The sequence below is a fragment of the Caproicibacter sp. BJN0012 genome (assembly GCF_035986805.1).
Lineage (GTDB): Bacteria > Bacillota > Clostridia > Oscillospirales > Acutalibacteraceae > Caproicibacter.
Genome location: NZ_CP142518.1, coordinates 2,037,928 through 2,060,589 on the forward strand (window position 1 = coordinate 2,037,928; position 22,662 = coordinate 2,060,589).

Annotated in this window: 28 protein-coding genes, 4 pseudogenes and 2 riboswitches; of the genes and pseudogenes, 11 read left to right on the forward strand and 21 right to left on the reverse strand. The window is 51.0% G+C overall.

The annotated features are described in order from the left end of the window. Positions 1-104 precede the first annotated feature (104 nt). The 7 genes from VA597_RS09840 (at position 105) to VA597_RS09870 (ending at position 6,572) form a co-directional block, all read left to right on the forward strand. Entirely contained in the window at positions 105-938 is an 834-nt protein-coding gene (locus VA597_RS09840) for a DegV family protein (RefSeq protein WP_326974517.1), read from the forward strand. Positions 939-1,312: 374 nt separating this feature from the next. Continuing rightward, a complete protein-coding gene (locus VA597_RS09845; RefSeq protein WP_326974518.1) occupies positions 1,313-2,185 on the forward strand; it encodes a DegV family protein in 873 nt (290 codons plus the stop codon). A 132-nt stretch (positions 2,186-2,317) separates the two neighbouring features. Further along, positions 2,318-3,223 carry a hypothetical protein gene (locus tag VA597_RS09850; protein WP_326974519.1) on the forward strand — a complete coding sequence of 302 codons (906 nt, stop codon included), beginning with the start codon at positions 2,318-2,320 and terminating at the stop codon, positions 3,221-3,223. 152 nt (positions 3,224-3,375) lie between these two features. Continuing rightward, positions 3,376-3,744 (forward strand): hypothetical protein, encoded by a 369-nt coding sequence (locus VA597_RS09855; protein WP_326974520.1) that lies wholly within the window; start codon positions 3,376-3,378, stop codon positions 3,742-3,744. A 135-nt stretch (positions 3,745-3,879) separates the two neighbouring features. Further along, a complete protein-coding gene (locus VA597_RS09860; RefSeq protein ID WP_326974521.1) occupies positions 3,880-4,488 on the forward strand; it encodes a glycerol-3-phosphate acyltransferase in 609 nt (202 codons plus the stop codon). Positions 4,489-4,635: 147 nt separating this feature from the next. After that, complete coding sequence (locus VA597_RS09865) at positions 4,636-5,247, forward strand: hypothetical protein (protein WP_326974522.1); 612 nt, start codon at positions 4,636-4,638, stop codon at positions 5,245-5,247. Positions 5,248-5,804: 557 nt separating this feature from the next. Then, positions 5,805-6,572, forward strand: coding sequence for an SDR family NAD(P)-dependent oxidoreductase (locus tag VA597_RS09870; protein WP_326974523.1), 768 nt, complete (start codon positions 5,805-5,807; stop codon positions 6,570-6,572). Between the two features lie 155 nt (positions 6,573-6,727). After that, a riboswitch (cyclic di-GMP riboswitch) is annotated at positions 6,728-6,818 on the forward strand. Positions 6,819-7,023: 205 nt separating this feature from the next. Continuing rightward, positions 7,024-7,110: riboswitch (cyclic di-GMP riboswitch) on the reverse strand. Here the strand turns inward: VA597_RS09870 and VA597_RS09875 are convergent. The 4 genes from VA597_RS09875 to VA597_RS09885 form a co-directional block, all read right to left on the reverse strand. After that, the gene (locus VA597_RS09875) at positions 7,102-7,434 is read right to left on the reverse strand and encodes a YxeA family protein (protein WP_243112483.1); all 333 of its coding nucleotides are present in this window, start codon (positions 7,432-7,434) and stop codon (positions 7,102-7,104) included. Its footprint overlaps the riboswitch before it by 9 nt. After that, positions 7,385-7,504: an iron-sulfur cluster-binding protein gene (locus tag VA597_RS17745; RefSeq protein ID WP_442861457.1), complete on the reverse strand. Its 120-nt coding sequence runs from the start codon at positions 7,502-7,504 to the stop codon at positions 7,385-7,387. The genes VA597_RS09875 and VA597_RS17745 overlap by 50 nt, the downstream gene beginning before the upstream one ends. Next, a complete protein-coding gene (locus tag VA597_RS09880) occupies positions 7,494-8,015 on the reverse strand; it encodes a hypothetical protein (protein WP_128742652.1) in 522 nt (173 codons plus the stop codon). The genes VA597_RS17745 and VA597_RS09880 overlap by 11 nt, the downstream gene beginning before the upstream one ends. Positions 8,016-8,037: 22 nt before the next feature. Beyond that, positions 8,038-8,697, reverse strand: coding sequence for an ABC transporter permease (locus VA597_RS09885; protein WP_326974524.1), 660 nt, complete (start codon positions 8,695-8,697; stop codon positions 8,038-8,040). Between the two features lie 17 nt (positions 8,698-8,714). Here VA597_RS09885 and VA597_RS09890 point away from each other — a divergent pair, with 17 nt between their 5' ends. After that, positions 8,715-9,044, forward strand: a complete 330-nt coding sequence (locus VA597_RS09890) for a GyrI-like domain-containing protein (protein WP_442861491.1) — start codon at positions 8,715-8,717, stop codon at positions 9,042-9,044. Here VA597_RS09890 and VA597_RS09895 read toward each other — a convergent pair. The 16 genes and pseudogenes from VA597_RS09895 to VA597_RS09960 all read right to left on the reverse strand — a co-directional run bounded on the left by VA597_RS09895 (position 9,041) and on the right by VA597_RS09960 (position 19,947). Beyond that, a complete protein-coding gene (locus tag VA597_RS09895) occupies positions 9,041-9,229 on the reverse strand; it encodes a hypothetical protein (RefSeq protein WP_326975693.1) in 189 nt (62 codons plus the stop codon). The genes VA597_RS09890 and VA597_RS09895 overlap by 4 nt on opposite strands. Continuing rightward, positions 9,205-9,642 carry an antirestriction protein ArdA gene (locus tag VA597_RS09900; protein WP_326974525.1) on the reverse strand — a complete coding sequence of 146 codons (438 nt, stop codon included), beginning with the start codon at positions 9,640-9,642 and terminating at the stop codon, positions 9,205-9,207. The genes VA597_RS09895 and VA597_RS09900 overlap by 25 nt, the downstream gene beginning before the upstream one ends. A 230-nt stretch (positions 9,643-9,872) precedes the next feature. Beyond that, positions 9,873-11,246 (reverse strand): IS1182 family transposase, encoded by a 1,374-nt coding sequence (locus tag VA597_RS09905; protein ID WP_128742655.1) that lies wholly within the window; start codon positions 11,244-11,246, stop codon positions 9,873-9,875. 344 nt (positions 11,247-11,590) lie between these two features. Continuing rightward, a complete protein-coding gene (locus VA597_RS09910) occupies positions 11,591-11,929 on the reverse strand; it encodes a hypothetical protein (RefSeq protein WP_128742656.1) in 339 nt (112 codons plus the stop codon). Positions 11,930-12,225: 296 nt separating this feature from the next. After that, entirely contained in the window at positions 12,226-12,513 is a 288-nt protein-coding gene (locus VA597_RS09915) for a DUF4491 family protein (RefSeq protein ID WP_128742657.1), read from the reverse strand. A 36-nt stretch (positions 12,514-12,549) separates the two neighbouring features. After that, positions 12,550-12,699, reverse strand: a complete 150-nt coding sequence (locus tag VA597_RS09920) for a hypothetical protein (RefSeq protein ID WP_326974526.1) — start codon at positions 12,697-12,699, stop codon at positions 12,550-12,552. Continuing rightward, positions 12,650-12,886 (reverse strand): FAD:protein FMN transferase, encoded by a 237-nt coding sequence (locus VA597_RS17750; RefSeq protein WP_128744291.1) that lies wholly within the window; start codon positions 12,884-12,886, stop codon positions 12,650-12,652. The genes VA597_RS09920 and VA597_RS17750 overlap by 50 nt, the downstream gene beginning before the upstream one ends. Positions 12,887-13,013: 127 nt before the next feature. Then, positions 13,014-13,290: pseudogene (locus VA597_RS17755) on the reverse strand (FAD:protein FMN transferase); the annotation flags it as partial. After that, a complete protein-coding gene (locus tag VA597_RS09925; protein WP_326974527.1) occupies positions 13,278-13,430 on the reverse strand; it encodes a hypothetical protein in 153 nt (50 codons plus the stop codon). The pseudogene VA597_RS17755 and the gene VA597_RS09925, both read right to left, overlap by 13 nt. Before the next feature lie 102 nt (positions 13,431-13,532). Continuing rightward, entirely contained in the window at positions 13,533-14,219 is a 687-nt protein-coding gene (locus tag VA597_RS09930) for a 2Fe-2S iron-sulfur cluster-binding protein (RefSeq protein WP_442872771.1), read from the reverse strand. Between the two features lie 26 nt (positions 14,220-14,245). Then, positions 14,246-15,913: an FAD-binding protein gene (locus tag VA597_RS09935; protein WP_128742659.1), complete on the reverse strand. Its 1,668-nt coding sequence runs from the start codon at positions 15,911-15,913 to the stop codon at positions 14,246-14,248. Beyond that, positions 15,910-16,449 carry a pilus assembly protein PilX gene (locus VA597_RS09940; RefSeq protein ID WP_128742660.1) on the reverse strand — a complete coding sequence of 180 codons (540 nt, stop codon included), beginning with the start codon at positions 16,447-16,449 and terminating at the stop codon, positions 15,910-15,912. The genes VA597_RS09935 and VA597_RS09940 overlap by 4 nt, the downstream gene beginning before the upstream one ends. A gap of 13 nt (positions 16,450-16,462) precedes the next feature. Further along, positions 16,463-18,004, reverse strand: a complete 1,542-nt coding sequence (locus VA597_RS09945; RefSeq protein ID WP_164919023.1) for an ABC transporter substrate-binding protein — start codon at positions 18,002-18,004, stop codon at positions 16,463-16,465. Positions 18,005-18,030: 26 nt separating this feature from the next. After that, positions 18,031-18,773: pseudogene (locus tag VA597_RS09950) on the reverse strand (HAD-IC family P-type ATPase); the annotation flags it as partial. 39 nt (positions 18,774-18,812) lie between these two features. After that, complete coding sequence (locus tag VA597_RS09955) at positions 18,813-19,181, reverse strand: ArsR/SmtB family transcription factor (protein ID WP_128742662.1); 369 nt, start codon at positions 19,179-19,181, stop codon at positions 18,813-18,815. Between the two features lie 202 nt (positions 19,182-19,383). Next, complete coding sequence (locus tag VA597_RS09960) at positions 19,384-19,947, reverse strand: hypothetical protein (protein ID WP_128742663.1); 564 nt, start codon at positions 19,945-19,947, stop codon at positions 19,384-19,386. A gap of 130 nt (positions 19,948-20,077) precedes the next feature. Here VA597_RS09960 and VA597_RS09965 point away from each other — a divergent pair, with 130 nt between their 5' ends. Continuing rightward, positions 20,078-20,245, forward strand: a complete 168-nt coding sequence (locus VA597_RS09965; protein WP_164919024.1) for a hypothetical protein — start codon at positions 20,078-20,080, stop codon at positions 20,243-20,245. Between the two features lie 14 nt (positions 20,246-20,259). Here the strand turns inward: VA597_RS09965 and VA597_RS09970 are convergent, their stop codons facing one another. Then, complete coding sequence (locus VA597_RS09970) at positions 20,260-20,655, reverse strand: hypothetical protein (protein WP_128742664.1); 396 nt, start codon at positions 20,653-20,655, stop codon at positions 20,260-20,262. A gap of 488 nt (positions 20,656-21,143) precedes the next feature. Between VA597_RS09970 and VA597_RS09975 the strand changes: the two are divergent. Both VA597_RS09975 and VA597_RS09980 read left to right on the forward strand, forming a co-directional pair. Further along, positions 21,144-22,019, forward strand: a pseudogene (locus VA597_RS09975) (helicase HerA domain-containing protein); the annotation flags it as partial. Between the two features lie 104 nt (positions 22,020-22,123). Next, positions 22,124-22,638: pseudogene (locus VA597_RS09980) on the forward strand (amidoligase family protein); the annotation flags it as partial. Between the last annotated feature and the right edge of the window lie 24 nt (positions 22,639-22,662).

The following is a 22,662-nucleotide window of genomic DNA, read 5'->3' on the forward strand; positions in this document are numbered from 1 at the left end:
TTTCCATAACGTCCGGAAGGAGCGACATATACATAGCGCGGCCTCTGAGTAGGTTCCGCGCGTGGGAAGGTTTCTTATCATAACGATTTGAGGTGCTATTGCGCGTGACTTGTAAAATCATCGTGGACAGCTGCTGCGATATGACGCCGCAGCTCAAAGAACGTCTGGATGTGACATCGGTTCCCCTGACCATGCGGTTAGGCCGGAACGAGTTCACAGACGATGCTTCCCTTGACTTGGATTGTTTTATGGCGGAAATGAAAGCAAGTACCGAAAAGGTCAGCTCAGCATCTCCGCCGCCCCTTCTTTATCAGGAAGCGATGGAAAGCGCAGGAGACTCTTTTGTGGTCACTTTGTCAAGCCGGCTTTCCGGTTCCTATGCCAGCGCGGTCGCGGGCAAAACACTCGCGGAAGAAACCGGGAAGGCCGATACCTATATTTTCGATTCCAAAAGCGCCTCCGCCGGCGAGGTATTGATTGCCGTAAAAATACGCGATCTGCTTCAGAAAGGGATGCCGAAACCTCATGTTATTGAGACGATCAATCGCTTTATCGAAGACATGAAGACCTATTTCGTCCTGGAGCGGTACGACAATTTGCAGAAAAACGGGCGGCTGAACAGAATCGCCGGAAAACTGATCAGCGTTCTGAATATCAAATTGATGATGGGCTCGGATGGGAACGGAAATATTGCGCTGTACGCAAAGCTCAAAGGAATCAATCAGATGGTGGAGAAGTTCCTGTCGCTGATTGAAAACAGCGGCAAAAAAACGGACGGCGAAAATCTGGTCATTTCCCACTGCAACAATCCGGGCCTTGCAGAACGTTTGAAAGCAGCTATCGAGCAAAGATACCATTTTAAAGAAATATTCATCGTCCCGACCGGAGGGATCAGTTCTCTTTACGCGGATGACGGGGGCATTGTGTTGGCCTTTTGATCTGGCCATGCCTTGGGGCCGTGGGTTGGAGAGCCGGTGAATCAGAAGGGACATAACCAAGACGGCAGCAGATATTACTTCAAAATCCAATCTGTCGAACGCTATAACATGGAGGTCATTATGAAAAACATTTTGATTGCAGCCGGTATCGTCTTATCTGTCATAGCCGCGGTAATTGTCTTCCTGATAAAGAAGCAGTCCGATGAAGCCGGCCCCGACGATAAACGGTATTATTAATCAGGCCGGCTAAACGATCGAACCGGTCGATCATTACCGCAGGCATTGTATGCGAGCTTGTCTGCGGCGCTGTCGTGTTGCGGGCCCGGGGACGTCGGACGTGCCGCTCCGCAAAATAATGAGAAAGGTCGGCTTCCATGAAGGATTTTTGCATTTTGACGGATTCCTCCTGCGACCTGCCTGCAAAAGCGGCGGGGGAGTTGGAGATCTCCGTGGTCCCCCTTTCCGTTCTGATCGACGGCAAGTCGTATTCTAATTATCTGGACGGAAGGGAAATCGGGTTCGAGGAGTATTACGCATTGCTGCGTTCCGGGAAAAGCGCTGTTACCTCTTCGGTTAACGTCTCCCAATTCCTGACCATCATGGAAGAAATGCTGCTGCGCGGGAAAAACATCCTCTATCTCGGCTTTTCCTCCGCGCTCAGCGGCACCTATGATGCGGCCTCCCTTGCGGCAAAGGAGCTTGCTTTAAAATATCCCGAACGGAAGATCCGGACAATCGATACCTTAAGCGCGTCTTTGGGACAGGGGCTCTTGGTTTATCTGGCCGCCCGGCAGGCGGAGGCCGGCAAAACAATGGATGAAGTGGCAGATTTTGTGGTAAAAACCAGGTCCCATCTCTGCCAGTGGTTCACAGTGGACGACCTGGACTTTTTACATCGGGGAGGCCGCGTTTCCAAAGCGACCGCAGTGGTCGGCGGCGCGCTGGGCATCAGGCCGATTCTGCATGTGGACAACGGCGGCCGCCTGACGAAAGCGGGCGTTGCCAGAGGGAGAAAAGCATCCATCCAAGCTCTTGTGGAAAAAATGAAGGCATCGGTCAGCGATCCGCAGGATCAGACCGTATTCATCAGTCACGGCGACTGCATCGGGGACGCGGAATCTCTCGCACGGATGATTCGGGATGAGGTGGGCGTGAAAACCATCTTCATCAATTATATCGGTCCGGTGAACGGTGCTCATTCCGGCCCGGGAACCCTCTGCCTGTTCTTTGTGGGAGCGGAAAGATGAATGGAAACAATCACCGCCGCTATCATTAAATTGTCGTCGTTGCTGATTATACCGTCGACGCTTCGATGAAAAAGGGACATAAACAGGGGCACTCTATATCAAAATAAGTCCGGGAATGGAAGTGAGAAAACCGTGAATAAACTGAGAAAATGGATTTACGGCTTTCGCCCCAGGGCAGTGCCGTCCTGCATAGCCGCCGTTATTTTCTCAGCGACGGCCCTTCTGATCGTTGGCACGGAGGATGGCCGGCGCGTCCCGGAAATGGTGATATATGTCGTCTATGTCTGCGCGGCCGTATCGCTCACATTTGCGGTTTGGGCAGTCGTCCTTGCGGTCAGAGGCGCGTCGCTGAAAGAACGTCTGCACAATGCGGCGCAGAAGACGGGCTTCACCTCCAAGCTCATGGCGGACTATTCTTTTCGCATGGTTACCGCGACTTACGGAACGCTTGCCATAGACATCCTGCTGGCGCTCATGAAAGCCGCGGCGGGCTGGTATTTTACCTCCGCATGGCTAATGGTGCTCGCGGGTTATTACGCTGTTCTGTGTGTCGCACGATTTCTGCTTTTGCGCAGTAACCGCAGGCTTAGGGCGCTGACCGATGAAAGGGAACGCCGCCGCCATGAGCTCAGAGCTTACCGGCTCAGCGGAACGCTGCTCATTGCCATGACCGCAGTGCTGCAGGGGGTGGTCGTCCTCATCGTCCGCGAGGGGCAGGGCTTTACCTATCACGGTATGCTTATTTTCGCCGTGGCCCTGTACGACTTCTACTGCCTGATCCGCGCCGTCGTCTACATGGTCGGAACACGGAAAATGCACGGCCCCGTCCTTGTCTCCATCAAAACCTTCAGCTTTGCCTCCGCGCTCGTCGCCATGCTGTCCCTGCAAACCGCAATGTTCGCGTCTTTCGGAAGCGATACCGAACTGAGCATCCGGCAGCTTATGAATGCCCTTACCGGTTCAGCGGTCTGTCTGATCTTGCTTGCGATCGGTATTTGCATGGTAATCGGCGCGAACAAGCGGCTGCGCCGCATGTAGGATGGAAATATCGACGCCCCGTCCGCATTTTTGTATGGACGGGGCATTTTAACATTTCTCAAACATTTCATAAGCAAATCACAAACATTTGGGCCGTAAGATTAACCCATCAAATGGATGAGACATCATCCGATAATAAGGAGGGTTATATTATGAAAAAAAGCAACTTCGTCACCCTGGTCATGTCCACCGTCGGAGGCATTCTGCTGGCAATCGGCATGTGCATGTGCCTGCTGCCCGAATGGAACGCATTCAGACCCGGCATTGTGCTCGGTTCGGTCGGCCTTGTGGTTCTGCTTGCGATGGTCGCCGTCCGCCGCAAGATGGAAAACAAAGCACCCATCAAGTGGAACGGCAAAACCGTTCTGACCGTCCTGGTGGGCATCGTGGGCGCACTGGCGCTGGGCATCGGTATGTGCATGACGATGGTCTGGGGGATATTAGTCACCGGCATCTTGGTCGGTATCGTCGGCATTGTGATCCTTCTGGCACTTATCCCTATCTGCAAAGGAATCAAATAGGCGTGAGAGCAATAGAAATGACAGACGAAAGGAAAAAGTTCGTAAAAGCTTTTTTGACGAAAGATAAGCCCGAATCAGCGAACAAACAAGGGCTTCCGTGAAACGTGGAGCCAATCAGGAGGGCATCAGGCGGATATGCGACTTTTATGTATCATTATTGGATATCTGTGCGGCTGTCTCCTGACGGCCGATACTGTCGCCCGCCATAAAACCAGCAAAAGCGTCTTCGCAATCGGCACGGGAAATCCGGGCATGGCAAATATTTTGAAGTTGTTGGGGGTGAAGTGGGCTGCTGTAACTCTGCTCGGGGATGTTCTTAAGACAGTATTGCCATGCGTTCTCTGCCGATATCTCCTGTTCGGATCACTGGGCCAATCAGCGGTTCTTTACGCCGGACTGGGGGTGGCGCTCGGTCACGGGCTCCCGTTCTGGCACAGATTTCGCGGAGGCAGGGGTGTTGCAGTAATCTGTACTTATATTGTGCTATTTTCTCCAACGTGGGGACTGCTTGCCAATCTGGCCGGACTCTTCATCGTTATCGCGGCAGGATATCTGGCGTTTGGCGCCTTGGCGATTCCCAGCCTGTTTCTGATTCCGGTTTTTCTGAATTTTGGACTGGAGGCAGGTCTCGTCGCTTTGGCCGGCGTTGCGCTTATATTTTTTCTTCATCGCGATTCCATCCGAAGGATTGCAAATAAAGTAGAAAAGAAAGTCGGTTTGTTGGCAAAGTTCAAGAAACACTGATCGTTCTTTATGGCTGCCTTTTTAATGAGCCCCGGCCCAAGGCATCGAATCACGATTACTCTTGCCTCCATGGCTGCACGGTCGGAATCCTTTAGCAAATAGTGCAACTGAAGGAAACAAGAGTTGCTTCTCCCGCGAAGCACTGAGATGTTCGAAATTCAGGTAATCAGAAAAGAGGAACCCCGGGTGTACCGTTTACAACGCAGAAAAAAGTATATATCAGTTTTGCTCACCAAATATTCTGACGTGACTTCCAATATGCTTCAGATCATGACAAGAGGGAAATATACCCATGCCTCTCTTGGAATAACGGAAGATGAATTTTTCAGCTTTGTGACAAAGGGCTTTCATGTTGAAAGGCCGGCTAAAATACTGAGCAGGATGAGAGAGGATATACCGTGTGCGCTTTATCGCCTGCGGGTTTCAGATGATGTTTACGAAGAGCTGTCGTGGAAACTGCATCAACTGTCAGACTGCGGCCAGCTATATAAATACAGCCGTCTTGGTTTATTTCTTTGCCTGCTCCACATCCCGCACTTTATGGAAAGGCATTACTTCTGTTCCAGGTTTGTGGCTGAAATTTTGCAGGATTGCGAAGCATTGAAACTCAGAAAGCCTTCTTCTTTATATCTTCCTGATGATTTTGCAAAGGAGCGACAGCTTAAATTGTGTTTTGAAGGTACCTTAAAAGAACTCATTGCGTCGGATGTGAAAAGAATGAATATTTTAAATGATGGAACAAGGAATGTATGGATATAAAAGTTGTGATCACCGCCATCGTACGCTTTGCTGCCGGGATCGGTCGCGTCGTTACCGCAATTTGCATATTGATCCTGGCTTTAAAGGGACACACCAGATTACCGTTTGACAGGTGATTTTGTCCTATTCATCTCCATCGTGCCAGAGTGTTTTTCACACCCGAAAGATGGTGAAGAGATGGATACGATTGCCACCACCGTACTTATCGGCCAATGATGGAAACATGAAACCATTAATAAAACAAAGAGGTGAACAAGATGCAGGTTGCAGTCACGGTTGTGCTTGTTGTGGCAGTCGTCGCGGCTGCTGTCGCTGTCACTTATAAGAGCAGGGATAAAGATTGTTGAATCTGGAATTCCTCACTTTTGTTACCATTTTCGCTAATATTTCTTGAAAGGGGTGAAACCCTATCTTTTTTGCTCATTCATAAAGTTCAAGAAGCTCACCATGGCAGTTAACTGTCACGGGCATCTCCAAGCTCGCTGAGTCTGGCTAAGTGAACTAAGCAGGCACACTTAAAATTGTCTGCAAATATTTTTATATAAGGAGCAATAACAATGGGTATTCTTGATGGAAGAAAAGCAATTTTGGTTGGAGCCAGTTCCGGAGTCGGATATGGAACTGCGCTTCGATTCGCCCAAGAAGGCGCCGATGTCATTGCAGCCGCACGGCGCCTTGAACGGCTGGAGGCACTTGCTCAAGATGCGAAGGACAGGCGCTTCTCGGGGAAGATCATCCCTATACAGTGTGATATTTTGAAAGAAGATGATCTTAATAAGATTGTCGATACCTGCATTGACGAGTTCGGCCGGATTGATATTCTGGCCTGTATCGCACAAGCCGGTTTGAACGATCAGCATTATACCATGGAAACAAATGCAGATAACGCCCGCATGTTTTTTGACGGAGGCCCCATCTATACCATGCTGCTCATTCAAAAATGTATGCCTTATTTTCAGAGGCAACATTATGGCCGCATCGTAACCTGCGCATCCGGCGCGGGTGTCTCTCCTACTGTCGGCTTCACAGGTTACAGCATGGCTAAAGCCGGCATCGTCGCTTTGACCAGGCTCTGCGCGAAGGAGTTTGGCCAGTATGGTGTCGTCACCAACTGCTTCCTGCCAGTTATCAAAGCGGACGCTTTCGACACGAGTGAACAAGGGAAAGCGGCCATGGCGGCAGTACAGAAAATGATCCCTGTCGGTTATGTGGGCGATGCTTATAAGGATGCTTCCCCGATCGTCGCTTTTATGGCCAGTGAAGACGCTCATTATATGAATGGGCAGTTTATCAGTATCTGTGGAGGACTTAGCAGCCTTGTATGATGTGGACTTTCAGCAAATGATACCGGTACAGCTTTATCATTCGCGCGTCGTTCTCACATCGAGCGGTTCATCGATCAAGATTCTCTTAACGGCAGTAGTTCCATTCATTGTACCTTGAACATACCAAGCCTAAAGACGTTTAAAACAAAATATTTCAAAACCAAGGGCAAACTTATCTAAAGATAAGGACGCAAAGCCAAAGGTCTAAGGCGCTTTTCAAAGCATTATAATAGCCTTGCTGCCAAAGACCCGCGCAAAGTCTGCCCTTTTTTAAACTGGGCAGGCTTTTTAAACGTCCTCCAAACCCGTAAGTCTGGAGGGCACGCTATTTATTCAGGCATGAAAATAGACCCGCCAAACTCGCGTTTTTTTGTTGGGCGGGTAGCGTCTCTATTTTTTGATCCATATAAAAACCTGCCGCATAAAAAGGGCAGGTTTCCTACGCAATCCTCTCGGAAGCCAGACCGTCATCATGCTTACGCACCTTAGACCCTCTGCTTTGCGTCCCTGCCTTTCGACAGGTTTGCCCTTAACATAATATTGTTAGATTATAAAAAATATCTATAACTAAATTGGACAGTTCAGATAAACGCTTTTTACTGTTTCGGGTAAATCCTTCATATTCTTCCCAACTGATGACGCCGCGTACAGGCATAACTTCCAATTTTAGATAAGCACCTTCCCGCAGCTCACGGCTTGTTTTGAAGGAAAGGCTTTTCATATTCCCATCTGCATCGTAAGTATCGAGATGATATTCATAACTGCCCGCGCCGCTCGAAGCTGCTGTTGTCTGTTCTTTAACACGGTTGTTATCAACCATCGTATAATAAACGGTGCTGTGATCGTCGTTGCACAGGTACAAGAACGACGCACCCGCCGCAAGCACCAATACCACAGCCGGTATGATCAGTATTTTCTTTTTTATGATTCATTTGCTTCTATTTTCGCATCCGTTATCGTAAGCTCCACGGAACCTTTTAGCCCGTCGCCGGTGATTCCAAAATAGTTTCCGCCCTCCGGCAGTTCAACAGTATCCGAATATTCGCCGGAACCCTCAAGAAGAACCACAGGGTCATCGTCACCACTGAGCCAGAATAACTGAGCGGTTCCATTTTTAACATCAAATGCACAGGTAATGACCACAGAATTACCGCTTTCCCGCTCGATAGAAGTGTTTCCAAATAAATACTCCGCTCCGGTGAAACTTTTATAATCAGCCTTGTAGGTTCCTACATAGTTGTCAGCACCGAATTCGCGGTCGCCTTTCAGAAAAATTCTTTTTGTGAGTGTGGCTTTCCCGGCAGACTGGATCACGTCATTATAAGTATCCAGCACCTTGTCCTTATCAATGTTATTCAATAAAGAACAGCCCGCCGCGCCAAGTATCAGACAGGAAGCAACTGCTATCAGCCCGAATTTGATAACCGATTTTGCTATTTTCATCAGCATAACCTCCTGTTTTGAACTACCATCCCTTTTTCAGGGGGGCTTTGTGTTTTGCCTTATTTTTCACAGGTTTCTTTGACTCGACATTGCCAGACATCGACAAGATCAGAACTGTGGAAATTGCCAGCATGACCGCAATACTCAAGCAGCAAAGTGGAATGTTCCAATGCACTTCATAGCTCCGGTAATGGATCATTCCCAGACTTGCCGTGATGGGATAAAGGTTTGCCAGCTTCATACTGCCTGCGGCAAACATGCCACCGTAACCATAGACAAGGGAAATCACGACACCGGCCAGGAAACCATTCGCGGAACGGCTGGTCAAAATGATAATAGGCATGACAGAAATATACAGAAAAAGGTTCAGAAACGTGATCTGCATCAGGCCTTGTACTGCGGCCCCCGTCGAGAACCCCGGAAATCCCGTAAGCAATCCTGCAAGGATCGTAAAGACTGTACATACGAGTCCGAGAAACAGCGATATCAATCCGCAGACCAGCAGCTTTCTGACAAGCAGCCGCTTAAACGTCAGCGGAACCGTCAGTATGTTTTTTAGAGTATCGTCTTTTTGTTCACGCGCAATGATATAACCGGCAATCAGCGTGATACACACGGGGAAAACCGTAGTCATGTTGTTTTTGATTACCTGTTCGACTAAAATAGGAAACGTCCATACCATGGGCGAAAGCTAACAGCCTGTTCACAGAATCGGCGGTTATCTTGGGGATTTCACAAGACAACCCCGCAGTGATGCCGCCTGAAAACTGCCGCTATGATGTCGGCATCGTTGTTTCCGAAGATTTCACAACTACGGACACCGATATAGACGTAGCAAAACTACCCGGCGGCAAGTACGTCGTTTTTACGATTGACCATACCGCAGAAGCAATCCAGAAAGCATGGGGCGAAATCTTCGTTCAGCTATCGGCTCAGGGCCAACAGCCCGACGTTTTCCGCCCCATCCTCGAACGGTACATCCCCACCATGATCGACAGGCACCTGTGTGAAATCTGCGTTCCCGTTTAAGACCGTTCCTCTGCTTTGGCGGGCCGGTTTTTTTGGGGAACCGGTGCATCGTCGATCAGCTGCTGATACTGTTTGAGAGTGTCGCGGATAGATTTTTCAGGATCAGGGTACGCAAAAATTTTGCATTTCTCCGGCAAATTGTCCCTGTCGTTGTAAAGCTCTACGAAGCGGTCGCCGGTGTCCACAATATAGCCGTTCTCAGTGAATGTGCCGCCGTCCTCCAAGAAAACGTCCCGCCCATAGCCTCGTAGTCAATGTAATTTTCCAGATACTCCGGCACTTCCAACGCGCCCATTTCGTCGATCATATAGCGGCCCAAATCGTCCTCGTCGCAGATTCCGGGGTAATACTCATAGCAGTCAAGGTTTTGTGCGAGATTGATTAACTCTTTCAAGTCGCTTGTATGGTCGCCGCAAGAAAGGGCGGCTTCAAACTTTTCCCGGTCGCCCTCGTCCAGATCGGCGTATTCGGGGAGACAGTCATACAGACCGGAAATGTTGGTTTCGTAGTCCGTGATGAAAATTTCCTCATACCGCACCCCGTCCATATGGATACGCCGGAAAAGCGCCTGAACTTCCTCAGTAGCGGGGAGCTTCAAAAACTCTCCGTCCAAATACCCTTAATTGTAGCGCCCAAGATTAGTGACAAAGGCTTCAATCGCACTCATTGGTTCCGGCCTCCGTGCGGCACTGCCCCTTGTCGGGGTACGGGGCAGTGCCCCGTATACGGTCTTCGGGCCAAGTTCGAGGTGTTGACAAACCCCCATCATTCGGGACGAAGCCATGAGAAATCCAGGGGGAACAGGCAAAAAAAGAAGCGCCTTGGGACTTATCCCAGGCACTTAACCATGCGCTTTAGGTTTAAGGCGGTTGCCGACAAGAGGCAGTGATCTTCCGCCGCCTCGATTCCCCGTCTGAACAGACGTCTTAAGTTGTGCATCCATTTCTGGGCCGCAAAGCTGCCCTCACACCAAATCTGGCGCAGACTCAGGATATGTTTGTGGGTGAATGTACCATCCGTGTCCCGCTGCTTTTTTACGGATTCCTCAAAAATATTCTTTCGGATCGCGCGGCTTTGATGGCTGCCACTTACACACTTGCTTAGCATCGGGCAGGCCCGGCAGTTTTTCTTTTCGGCTCTGTATACCCGGCAGACGTTGTAGTGCTCCCTCTCAAGATTCCGCAGGGTCAGTTGTTTTCCAGCAGGGCAAATAAAGCAGTCCTTTTCCGCATCATACTGAAAATTCTCGCGCCTGAACTCCACCTTGTAGGTTGCCCCGCCCGTTGCTGCGGGCGTGTACAGCCAGATGCCCATATCGTCCATCGCCCGGTAAATCATGCTGGTGCCATAGGCGCTATCCGCGCCGGCTGCTTGAATATCCAGTCCCAAATGCTTCCGCATGTATTCAATGCGTCCCAGGTATGGCTCCGAATCGTTCACATTTCCCGGTGTCACTGCCACATCCACCACAATTCCGTGAGCGGCATCCACGCTTTGATGATCCAGGTAATGCATTCCTTCCGGTTTTCCGGGCCGCTGCAGCATTCCAGCGTCCGGATCGGTGGTGCTGACCGTCTTTTGCACCTTTTCGCTTTCCTTTTTCTCACGCCCCGCGCGCTGCGGCTTGATGGCGCCGGATGACTCCAGCCGCGCACGTTCCTCCGCTTCATACTGATCCAGCCGTTCCATATAGTCCGTTGTCTCGCGCTGGGCCAGTACTTTTGTATTCGCCTTAAATGAGGCATTCGCTTTTACATGCGTGGAATCCGTCAGAATGATCTTTCCATCCACCAATCCCTTTTCCATGCATAGATGCAAAATATGTTCAAACAGGTGACGGTACACCTCTTTTCCATGAAACCGTCTGCGCCGATTCTGGGAAATTGCAGAATGATCGGGCACCCGATCATCCAAATCCAACCCCAGGAACCACCGGTAGGCCATATTCACCTGAATCTCCTGCTCAATGCGACGCTCCGATTCGATACCGTACAGATATCCCACCAGTAGATATTTTACCAGCACTACCGGATCGATTCCGGGCCTGCCGTTATCCGGGCAGTACAAATCCCGAACCTCGTCGTAGATGAAGCTGAAATCCACGGCGTTTTCCAGCTTGCGCAAAAAGTGCTCCTGCGGCACCAGGTCCTCAAGGGTGACACAATGCATTTTTATCTGTATCCCGTCTCGCTCCGTCAGCATTCCCAAACACATCCCACTGCTTTTTCTTTGCCTACATTATACCATTTTTGCCTCTCCTTTTGGAACTTTGTCAACACCTCGAACTTGGCACGAAGTGATTTCTATATACAAAAACACTGCCCATAATCTCGCTTGGGCAGCGCCTTGTGTAATGTGATAGCTTCAATTTTAATTTTTGTCCTTATTCCGGGCTATTTTGCAGTTTTCCTAATACTTATGGCACATACGCTGAGAGTATTACGAGATAAGGCGCAAATTACCTCAGACTTGTAATGGATACCCGACATGATAGTTACAGATGACGAAAAAGACCGGGAAGCTGACGCGTTCAATTAAAATCTACTTCAGAAAATATTAAGCAACCTCAAAATCACAATAATTACCCCAATCCCAAAAAACGCTCCTAAAATAGCTTTATTATTCTTGGCAATCCATTTTGGGAGGAAAATATCAAAGCCTATTTCATGATCATCGGTATATCTCTCCCCCACAACCGTCAATGGACATCTCCAACCAAACAGCAAAAGAATCAATCCTTCTATTATGACCAGCCCAATGGCGATAAAGGTATATACATTGACCCTGTCAAATATACCTGCAAACAGGATATAGAAAATCACTACGACAAAAAATACCCAGATGATTGTATGAATCAGTTTTATGCATAGCAACTTCTTATTCATTTTTCCTCTTCTCAATACGGCTAAATGTCTTATAATGCTCAATGAAAAACTGCCCGTCAAATTTCTGTTTTACAAATAATCTGAATGACGCATTATACCCGAAGTTGCTCTCTGATTTGTAATTTGTCTGTGCAATTAAATTTCCCCGCTGTACAATTTTTGCCCGAATTCGTATGCTTCATCCAAATGATGTATTTTATCAATTTGGGGTCTGCCATTGGTATCGCCACAGCCGAGAAATGGTGAATTCTGTAGAGAGTTTCACCGATATCTTGGCTTTCAAATGGGAATAGATTCTATTTTCCCCTTCTCGGACCCTTTGGAAACCACCCTTTCTCCACTCTCTTTTTCTGAAGGAAAAGCTCATGGATACTCCAAAACAGCGAAAATCCTAATATCGACAGAAGGGAGGACATGAGCGTCGATTCCAAGAATAATGAAATTCCGACACAGACCAGGCCGGAAACTAAAAAAGCCAGCCACGCCCTGGTGCCGAAATAATACTCCACTTTTATGACGACCGGATGCAATATCCCGATGATCAGCAATGCCCCGACACCAATCCATACTCCATCAAAGTGCAATGTTTTTCCCCTTTCTTTCCCGATATGAAGTCGCTCCTACCGATAGCGATAGCTCAAACCCTTTCCGGTAAACTCGAAACGCCCTTTTAAGCCCGACGTGCAGACGACCCGTTTATCCACCGTAACGAAAACCGCCTCAAAGCCGCCCACCTCTTTTTGAAAAGCCAGTGCCCGCTCCGGCCCCATGACAGGCCGTGGAGTAGGCTTCGCACAGTGCACCGTTGGTTCCGATCACGCTAACCGCGCGCAGGCCGCTGTCCGCGGGATATCCCGTGCTTTTGTCGAGGATATGGTGGTATCGGCGTCCATCCTTGATAAAGGACTGCTCGTAATCGCCGGAGGTGGATAAAAACTGATTGCGCAGAGAAACGATCCCGAAGTAGGAGGTTTCGCCCCATCAATGTTCTGCAGGCCGATCCTCCACACGGAACCGTCCGGCTTTGTCCTAGGGCCAGCATCGAGGAAGTCCCCAGCGAAAAGAGCGCGGACGAAACCCTTCGCCGCCCGCACAGTTTCTTGATCCGGCCGCAGGCATAGCCTTTGGCGATGCCGCCGCAGCCGAAAGCGACCACCTCCGTCTCCTTGGAGAGAGCGGGGATCGCAGGAACACAATGCCCGACGAATCTCGGTATCGCTCGGAATCTTTCCTTGGCGCTTCCCGATGTGCCACAAGTCTACCAGTGCCCCGATTGTAGGATCATAGGCGCCGCCCGTCTGATCCGAGTAAAACAGGGCCTCTTTCAGAACGGCGGAGGTTTCGGGAGCTACCCGACCCAACCGCCGCTTTTCGATGCGTTGAGCTGTCCGATATCACTGTCCGCTTTCATTCTGGACAGCAAAAAATCCAACTTCCGGATGCAGACGGCCGATTCATCGAGGGCTTCCTGTGCGTGCAGCCCATATGCCGTGAGGCACATTCAGTACCCATTGCGGCAAAATTCAGATCTGCCCGGTTCAGTACGCCCCCAATCGGCCCGCAATGAAATCCGATAGCCGATTTTTCCACATCATCCCCGCCCCTATCTATGCCAGACCGCCGCGGCGTTTGACCGGACGAGCAGGTCCTCCAGCGGGAGGTTGAGAGGGCAGATCTTTTGGCAGGACAGAGACTTACCGCAGCCTCCAAAGTAGAATTGGCGGTACTTCCTTAAAATCTCGCTCCGGTGTCCCCCATACTCGGCCTGATCCATGAGCTTGGAAGCGGCTACCATGGAAGCGGCGCCGGTGAATTTTCCGTCCGGCCGAAAGTTCGGGCAGACCTCCAGACAGCAGCCACACATCAGGCAGCGCGAGGACTGGTACTGATTCTCATGTTCCCATTGGTTCATGGAGGCGTTTTCCTCCAGCCACAGCCTCATGCGCTTCATATTTGCAAACAGGATGCTCCGGTCCACCTTCAGGTCGGCGACAATGGGAAATTTACTCAGAGGCTCGAGAACAATAATATGTTTTCTTCCCGCAAGCTCCCCCAGGAAGGAGGAACAGGCAAGGCGCGGCAGGCCGTTGATCCGCATGGCACAGGCTCCGCATTTTTTCTGCAGGCAACTGCATTCCCAAATAATCCGGTCCGCGGGTCTGCCCTCATGATCTTCCAGCACGTCGCGGCCGTTGAGCTCATTCAGCGCAAAAGCGACGGAGTCTTCCGGAATGCCTTCGTAGGCGAAGGTCTGAAAAAAAGAGGGGCTGCCGGCGTCCTTCCGTCGCATGATTTTCAGATCAAAGCGCATGCTGTTCACCTCTCTTCCGGGATATCTTCGAGACGGACCACAACTTTTTTTCCGTCATATCGGGCGACGCTGTACTTCAAATATTCCGCGTCGTTTCGGTCCGGGTAATCGCCACGGGTATGCGCACCCCGGCTTTCCCGGCGGTTGCAGGCGCTCAACAAAAGCGCCTTGCCCAGCAGGCACAGGCTCTCCAGATTCAGGTTCTCATACGGCCCGCTGGTGGGATCGTAATTACGTACGACCTTTTCCGCAAGCAGCCGGTCGAGCGCCGTAATCCCCGCTTCCATTTGCGGCCCATTCCGAACGATGCCGAGGCTGTTGAGCAGGATGCGGCTCAGCTCCGCCCGGATACCCGGAAGGGGGAAATGCCGGTTGCCCGCCTGCAGGGATGCCACCTTCTGCCGGATCTCTTCAACGGCCTGTGCGCCGTATTTTTTAAAGTCGTTGGTGCAGCCTGCGGCATCCTGCGTGGCCGACCTTGCTGCCACGCCGCCGCCGTAAAGGGCGCCCAGCGTGGAATTCCCTCCCAAGCGGTTCGCTCCGTGGTACTGGTAGCAACATTCCCCCGCAGCGTAGAGGCGCGGGAAGGTGGTCCGGTGCTGTTCGTCCACCTGAAGGCCACCCATGAAATAGTGGATTCCGGGGGATACGGGGACCGGTTCCTTCCGTGGGTCCACATGCAGGTAGGTGATGCAGTCCTCCACTAAATCCCCCAGCCGCTTCTCCATCACTTCGGGGGGCAGGTGCGTCATGTCCAGAAAGACGGAAGTGGGGCCGCCCGACGCACTCATGATCCGCCAGATCTCGCGCGAAATCACGTCGCGGGGCATCAGGTTTCCCATTTCGGGATACTTCTCCTCCATGAAGTACCAGGGCTTTCCGTTCCGAACGGTAAAAAGCCGTCCGCCCTCGCCGCGCGCCGCCTCGCTGATGAGCAGGCGTTTGCCGAAGCAGGCCGCCGTGGTGGGATGGTACTGGATAAACTCGCCGTTCGCAATCGGCACGCCGAGCCGGAACAGCTCGGCCGCCGCCACCCCGGTGTTCTGCTGGGAGCCGGTGGTCCTTCCGAACAGGCCGTTAATGCCGCCCGACGCGACGATAATAGCATCCCCCTGTAGAGAGAGCAACTCCTGCGTCCGATTGTCCAGCGCCACGCATCCGAGGCAGCGTTTCTGTTCGTCCAAGATCAGGCTTACAAACGAATGGTCGCTGTAGCGGATGATGTTCCCTTCGGCTTCCTTCTTGCGGACCTCTTGAATGAGCGCGGTCATGATCTGCTTTCCCGTACTGCTCATAGCGAAGGCGGTGCGCTTTTTCTTTTGTCCTCCGAAATTGCGTAGATCGATGCTGCCGTGTTCGTCCCGGTTGAACACGACGCCCAAGGCCGCGAGATGGCGGACGATGCCAGGCGCGGCATTCGTAAGCGCGCTCACCGCGTTGGGGTCCGCAAGGTAGACGCCCGCCGCCATGGTGTCCTTGAAGTGTTCTTCCACGCTGTCGTCTTCGCCTTTGGTATCGAGTGCGGCGTTGATGCCGCCCTCGGCCATGACAGACTGTGCCCGTTCCGAAGGCATAGAGGAAACCAGAAGGACCTGGTACTGTTTTTCGGCTGCTGTGAGTGCGGCGGACAGGCCCGCAAGCCCGGCACCGATAATGAGGATCGTCTGGTTCATAAGTATTGCCACCCGATATAGTAAAATAGGACCGCACCAGTGAAAAACAGCAGGAAGACGGAGGCAATCAGAAAGAGATCCACCCGGCGCTCCCACTGTTTGATCACTCCCAGCGAGATCAGTAAAGGACGGAGGTTGACAAAGACATGAATGAAAAGCGCGGCGATCAGCAGAAGCTGTGTGACGAGCTTGATCATGGTGAATTCTTTAAGGCCGAACGCGCCATTCACCGTCTCGCCGTAGGCGCCGAAGTGGAAGAATAGAAGAATCAGGATGGCAACACCGCTGAAGCGCCTCGTCCAGAATGTTGCGTTTTGTCGCAGATACCAGCGGCCGAATTCGCCGCCCCCGCGCGCTGCCTGCACCGTCAGCGCCACGCCCAGCCCTGCATGGATGAGGATCAGCCCGAAGCCGACCCAAGCGAGCGTCGTCGCCGCGTCGGAGCCGATACCGAGCAGAAGGAAGCTGCCCATCACCCCGTGGGTAAGAAAGACCACGAGGATCACGCCTGACAGGATGGTGTTAATTCTGCGCAATGATTCTCCTCCTTCATTTTTTGGATGTGTCGGCCGTCAGCCGGTATCCGGCAGAACTGACAGGTAGGCCGGAAACACTTTTAGAAGCCACAACATCAGTCTGCGGGTAGCCGAGGAATACGAAAGCGGCATCCTTCACCACCAGCGACTGGATCTGGTCGGTCAGCAGCACCCGCCGATTCGAGTCGAATTCTCGTTCCAGTTGAGCAAGGTCCGCATCGACCTGCTCATTCCGGTAATGACCATAATTCAGGTTCCCTTCGGAGGCAACATACGACTCAAAAAAGTTCTGTGCGTCGCCGTTTTCTGCGGTCTGCGCCGTCATCAGGAGCAGGTCAAATTTTCCGTAACGTGCACGGGAGGTGAAGAAAACGTCGTTGTATATCCGGACGGTGATGTCAATGCCGACCTGTCCGAGCTGCGTTTTGATTGTCTGCGCTCGTTTCAGAAGCTCCGCATCCCCTGCGGGCAAGGCGAGCCGGAATGAAAGCGTCTCGCCGGCATATCCGGCTTGTGCCAGCAGAGTCTTGGCAGCGGCAGGGTCGTAAGGATAGGGGTCGGTATGATCCATGTAAGGCAGCGCCGGGGCAAAAGCGCCACCCGCCGCCTGACGGCTGATGGCCAGCGCAACGGCCTGCCGCACGGCTGAATTCGACAAAGCTGCATTTTGTTGGTTCATCATTAGAAGCTCCACACATGCGGTATCCTTAGTCTCAATCTGACATCCACTTTTGGAAAGAGTAGAGATATCCTCCTGCGGCAATCCCACCGCTGCGTCGGTCGTCCGATTCTTCAGGTTCTGTACGAGTTTATCCGTATCTGCTACAAGTCGGATGTCCGCACCGCCGAGCTTCGGCGTCCCTCCGTGGTAATCGTCGAACCGGCGCAGGACCACCTCCACCTGCCCGATGAATGTGGTGGGGATGAACGGCCCGGTGCAGACGGGAAAATACGAAAAACTTTCTTTCTGGTCCGACGCGGCATCCACAATCGTGAAGGCCGGGGCGGCAAGGTTATGGATCAGGCTTGGGCAGGGCGCTGAGGTGTGAATTGTTAGCGTCAGACCCTCCGCCTGGACAAAGGAAACGGGCAGCAGCTTCGCCGCGTCGGTATCCAGGCGGACAGCGCGCTCCAGCGACTCTTTGACGCTCTGCGCGGTCATGGTCTTATCGTTCTGGAACTTCACGCCGGGACTTAGCTTGATCTCCCAGGTGCGCGGGCCAAGGTTTCTCCACGATTGCGCAAGCCACGGCTGAATGTCCCCGTTATTTATGTAAAAAAGCGTCTCTCCCACGCCGTAGGCGAGGGTGTAGCAGCCGTTCCCATGCGCCGGGTCCAGATCCGATGGAAAGGAGGGGCCCGCGATTTTCAGCTCCGATCCTTTCAGCTCAGCTTCAAGTCCGGGAAGGGACGAATTGGTAATGGCGCTCTCTTTGAGCTTTTTGAGCTTGGTCGCGCCGGACACAGCGTCCACAGTGGAGGTGCGGCGCAGGGTTGCTCCGGTAAGGAGAAGCAGCAAAAAGGTCGCGACAAGCAGAATCAGCCTTCTTTTCACATCACCGCCTCCTCCAAAGATGCCTGTCAGTCCGCTTTTTTAATCAGCAGCACGCGCATGGCGTTCAGCACCGCGATCATCGCCACGCCGACGTCGGCAAATACGGCCGCCCACATGGAAGCAAAGCCGAGTGCGGCAAGCGCCAGCACCGCGACCTTGACCCCGAGCGCGAAGACAATGTTCTGCCAGACGATCCGCTTGGTTCTCCGGGCGATCTTCATCGCGCCGACCAGCTTCTTCATCTCGTCCGTCATCAGGACGACGTCAGCGGCCTCGATAGCCGCGTCCGAGCCCATGCCCCCATAGCGATGCCGATGTCCGCACGGGCGAGCACCGGCGCGTCGTTGATGCCGTCGCCAACGAAAGCGAGCTTGCCCTTGGGGGATTTTTCTTTCAACAGGGCTTCCAACGCCTCGACCTTCTGATCGGGCAGCAACCCGGCATGTACCTCGTCGATCCCGAGTTGCCGGCCGACCGCTTCACCCACGCTTCGGCTGTCGCCAGTAAGCATGACCGTTTTCCTCACACCCAACGCTTTGAGTTTGCGGATAGCCTCGGCGGAATCGCTTTTCACCTCGTCCGCTATGACAAGATATCCGGCAAACCGCTTCTCCACCGCGACAGAAACGACCGTGCCGACCGGCTCCGTTTTCGGGGAGGGGATACCCTTGTCCTCCATCAACCGGCTGTTGCCGACAAGGATTTCCCGGCCGCCGACAACCGCCCTGGTACCGCGCCCGGGAACCTCCTCATATTGCTGGATTTCATCCGCATCTCGAACCTCTTTGCAGGCATTGCTGTCACCTCTCTACTTTTCGGTGATGTGTTCGTACCCCTGCTGGAAGAGGGGCGCGATGTGCGCATCGTCCAGGGAGTAATAGACGATCTTGCCGTCCCGCCGGTATTTGATTAGCTGGGTCTGCCGAAGAACCTTCAGATGATGCGAGATGGCGGGCTGGGTCATGTTCAGCAGACAGGCAAGGTCGCACACGCACATTTCGGAAAGAATCAGGGCATTGATGATTTTGAGGCGTGTCGGGTCGCTCATGGCCTTAAAAAGCTCAGCGATCTTAACAAGCTGGGAATCTTCCGTTAGCTCGCCCTTCACCTTCCGCACAATATCCTCATGGATGATGGTACAACTGCAGAGTGCGTCTTCATCCTTATCCGGTATCATCGCAGTCACCCCTTAAACAATTAAGCACATGTTTATGTGTTTTATTATAAAGCGCCACACAATCGCTGTCAATAAGGCAGTTCAAAGTCAACTTGATTTTTATGCAGCAAAAGAGATCGGAACCGAAAGGTCCTGGTCTCTTTTATATATAATTTTGCTCTTACACGAAGTTCAATCTGAACCCTGTGGCTTCTCTGTGTGTTCATTTAGTTGTGTATGAGTGCTTACAATATGGGCACTTAGGATAATCTATATCATGTTTTTTTCCACATTCGGGGCAAGTCCTTTGCGCAATTTGATTTCCCCCTTTTATATTATCTGATGAGTCTAATTTTTCTAATTGCTTTTTTTTAAACCGATATAACTTAGCTTTCTTTAAGTAAACTATTCCAAACCATATGCAAACAGAAGTAGCTACCAAAAAAACTACGGTAATAACGATAAAGTTAAATAAAGGAGAACCGTCAACAAATGAAACCACAAAATAAGGAGTATTGCTGAGAAATAGAAATTTTATTAAGAAACAATAGAAAATGATTAAACCCGCTGCCTGAATAAACATCCAAATAGCAAGAGGCATAGCATTACCTGAAGCTTTAATGGCGGGGGGTATTTTTCCTGTGCCTACATAATATCCAGGATTAAACTGATTATTCTGATTTTCAATCATCTCTTCTATATAATTTTGTTCTTCCTGTTGCGATTCCTTAAAAGAATTTTGTTCCAAATTTTTATCTATGTTGAAATCTTCATCCTGTTTTGACATTTATTCCACCTGCCTAAAAATACGAAGTTACATTGCCTCTATTATACCATGCTTTGCCCTTTGTGTGTCCAGCGCCATCGCAGAAATGCGGCGGTTTTTTTATTTCTAATCTCAAAAGGAGGAAAACTACATGCCCCGTACAAACTTGAAAGTAGTTCCCGTGAGGGAGAACGTCGTGCGCCTGCAAGACTTTATTGACATGATTTCGCTCTCCGTGATCAAATTTTTCACAGATTACTTCATCTGCGGCAACACCTTCCGATGCGTCTGGGCCTTGCGTGAATACCCGACATGGTAGTTATAGATGTCAACCTATTTTTTCTCTCCAAAAAGGCTTGCAATAGGAAGAATTAAGATGCAGAAAATGGGCAAATAAATAACCTCCATAGAAATAATGGTTCGATACTTTATCAGAGAAACTGCCACAGAAAAAATTGTACCAGCAGCAAAGGCGCATGCTGTGATCTTTATAAACTTCTTAACGCCGTTTTTCTTGACATAGATTGTTACTCCCATAGGAATAGCCACGATAATTGCAAGGACCGCAGCGCACAGGATGATCAGATAGAATTCGCCAAAGAGGTTGCCCAAAGCAGGAGCGTCCACCTCGCCCTTGGCAGATATTATAAAGATAAAGGCCAACATTACTACCGTTGCAAGCAGAAACGTGATGAATATAACCTTAATTATTTGTTTTATATAATTCATATCATTAGCTCCTGTAAAAAAGTATTTTAACTTAGCGTGAAGGGTATGCATATTAGGATCGAATCCATCCTGACCCGCTCTAATTGTGAGTACCAGACATGATAAGTTATAGACGATGAAAGAGGCATTGGAAGTCGACGTAGTACATCAGCTTTCCAATTTGCCCATTAAACGCGCTTTAGAACATCCATCCAACTTAGAATGACCGTTCCCACAAAGATAACTCCCAAAACAGATAAAATGAAAAGAATAATCATCCTTCTTTTTTTCTTTCCTTCTTCGGGATTTAATTTGAGCATATAAACAATACGAATTTAATATGCGCCTATTATACCCATGTTTTCCCCAAAAAGTGTTCAGTACCGTCACAGCAAATGTGGCGGCCTTTTTGTATCTAAAATCTCAAGGGAGGAAATTTTCATGCCTCGGACAACTTATCAACAGCCCCTGTACAGAGGGACAGTGTTCATCTGCAAGACTTCATTGACATGATCGCGCCCTCGGTGGTCAAGTTTTTCACGGATTACCTCATCTGTGGCAACACCTTCCGGTGTATTTGGGCACTACGGGAATACCCCACTTCCACCGACGAGCAGGCGATCTTGCGGCACCTGGGCGAAAAGGACGGGATCACCCTTCACATCTACACCCGGCATGTCACACCTTATGAAGAAAAGAAAATCATTGCGAATGCAGCGAATAAAAATTACATGAAGAAAAGCAATACCAATGATTTGCAGCAAACGATCACCGTGGAGGATAACCTCAGGGACGTTGCCCAGGTCGTCACTGCCACGCACCGCAACCGCGAACCCCTGATTCATACCGCAGTCTACATCGAGCTGTCTACCCATGGCCTTAACCAGCTGAAGCTTCTGCAAACCGAGGTCTTGGCCGAGCTGATCCGAAGCAAGTTAAACGTCGACCGGCTCCTGCTCCGGCAGCATCAAGGATTCCTTTGTGCGATGCCAAGCGGCTGGAATGTGTTCTGTGACCAGTTTGAGCGGATTCTTCTGGCAAGCTCCGTGGCCAACCTCTATCCTTTCGCATATTCCGGGAAAACCGACGCTCACGGCTTCTATCTTGGGCGTGACAAGTTCGGCAGCAATATTCTTGTGGATTTCAACGCCCGCGCGGACGATAAGACTAACGCAAATATTCTGATCCTCGGGAATTCCGGACAGGGCAAATCATACCTGCTACAGCTCATTTTGTGCAACCTGCGGGAAGCCGGAATGAATGTCATCTGCCTTGATCCTGAAATCGAATTTGAGGATTTGACCAATAATCTCGGAGGCTGTTTCATCGACTTGATGTCCGGAGAGTACATCATCAATGTTCTGGAGCCCAAAACCTGGGACGAGCAGACTGAGTCTGCATCCAGCTCCCAGTCCGGGGTAAAGCAGAATGGCAAAGCTGTTTGGAACAGCCGGAGGAAGATGAGCAACCCGGATTCTGCATCGGGGAGATGAAGGATCAGCGTTTTGGGATTGAATCGAGCTGACCGGGCTGACGCGCCAGAGGGCCGCACAGGTCCTATCGGAATACTTCGGTACCCCACGAAGCCACGAAAGCGGTACGTATGACGCCTATTCCGTCCCGGACAGCGAGAGCCGCAGGTGGAAAATCGTCAGCGATTCCAGTATCGATGAGGAAAACAGACATGGAGATTCGAATGCCACCTATCGGGTGGAACTCGTCAGCCCCATCTGCCGGTATGCCGATATCGAAACGACTCAGGAAATTGTCCGTAAGTTTCGGGGTGCCGGGGCGATCGCCAACTCCAGTTGCGGCCTGCATATCCATGTTGACGCATCGCCGCATAGCGCCAACAGCCTGCGGAACATCACCAACATCATGGCGAGCAAGGAGGATCTGATCTATAAGGCAATGCAGGTGGAAGTTGAGCGAGAGAATCGATATTGCAGAAAAGTCGACCAGCGTTTCCTGGAGGAACTCAACCGGAAAAAGCCTAAGACGCTGTGTGGAGAAGGGCCTGAGCGTTTC

What these genes read in the sequence shown, in the direction of transcription:
- VA597_RS09845 (WP_326974518.1), top strand. Translation starts at nt 1,313, where the DNA reads ATGAAGGATTTTTGCATTTTGACGGATTCCTCCTGCGACCTGCCTGCA.
- VA597_RS09855 (WP_326974520.1), top strand. Translation starts at nt 3,376, where the DNA reads ATGAAAAAAAGCAACTTCGTCACCCTGGTCATGTCCACCGTCGGAGGC.
- VA597_RS09860 (WP_326974521.1), top strand. Translation starts at nt 3,880, where the DNA reads ATGCGACTTTTATGTATCATTATTGGATATCTGTGCGGCTGTCTCCTG.
- VA597_RS09865 (WP_326974522.1), top strand. Translation starts at nt 4,636, where the DNA reads ATGTTCGAAATTCAGGTAATCAGAAAAGAGGAACCCCGGGTGTACCGT.
- VA597_RS09870 (WP_326974523.1), top strand. Translation starts at nt 5,805, where the DNA reads ATGGGTATTCTTGATGGAAGAAAAGCAATTTTGGTTGGAGCCAGTTCC.
- VA597_RS17745 (WP_442861457.1), bottom strand. Translation starts at nt 7,504, where the DNA reads ATGAATCATAAAAAAGAAAATACTGATCATACCGGCTGTGGTATTGGT.
- VA597_RS09880 (WP_128742652.1), bottom strand. Translation starts at nt 8,015, where the DNA reads ATGAAAATAGCAAAATCGGTTATCAAATTCGGGCTGATAGCAGTTGCT.
- VA597_RS09885 (WP_326974524.1), bottom strand. Translation starts at nt 8,697, where the DNA reads ATGGTATGGACGTTTCCTATTTTAGTCGAACAGGTAATCAAAAACAAC.
- VA597_RS09905 (WP_128742655.1), bottom strand. Translation starts at nt 11,246, where the DNA reads ATGCTGACGGAGCGAGACGGGATACAGATAAAAATGCATTGTGTCACC.
- VA597_RS09910 (WP_128742656.1), bottom strand. Translation starts at nt 11,929, where the DNA reads ATGAATAAGAAGTTGCTATGCATAAAACTGATTCATACAATCATCTGG.
- VA597_RS09920 (WP_326974526.1), bottom strand. Translation starts at nt 12,699, where the DNA reads ATGGGGCCGGAGCGGGCACTGGCTTTTCAAAAAGAGGTGGGCGGCTTT.
- VA597_RS09925 (WP_326974527.1), bottom strand. Translation starts at nt 13,430, where the DNA reads ATGTGCCTCACGGCATATGGGCTGCACGCACAGGAAGCCCTCGATGAA.
- VA597_RS09930 (WP_442872771.1), bottom strand. Translation starts at nt 14,219, where the DNA reads ATGCGACGGAAGGACGCCGGCAGCCCCTCTTTTTTTCAGACCTTCGCC.
- VA597_RS09935 (WP_128742659.1), bottom strand. Translation starts at nt 15,913, where the DNA reads ATGAACCAGACGATCCTCATTATCGGTGCCGGGCTTGCGGGCCTGTCC.
- VA597_RS09955 (WP_128742662.1), bottom strand. Translation starts at nt 19,181, where the DNA reads ATGATACCGGATAAGGATGAAGACGCACTCTGCAGTTGTACCATCATC.
- VA597_RS09960 (WP_128742663.1), bottom strand. Translation starts at nt 19,947, where the DNA reads ATGTCAAAACAGGATGAAGATTTCAACATAGATAAAAATTTGGAACAA.
- VA597_RS09965 (WP_164919024.1), top strand. Translation starts at nt 20,078, where the DNA reads ATGCCCCGTACAAACTTGAAAGTAGTTCCCGTGAGGGAGAACGTCGTG.
- VA597_RS09970 (WP_128742664.1), bottom strand. Translation starts at nt 20,655, where the DNA reads ATGAATTATATAAAACAAATAATTAAGGTTATATTCATCACGTTTCTG.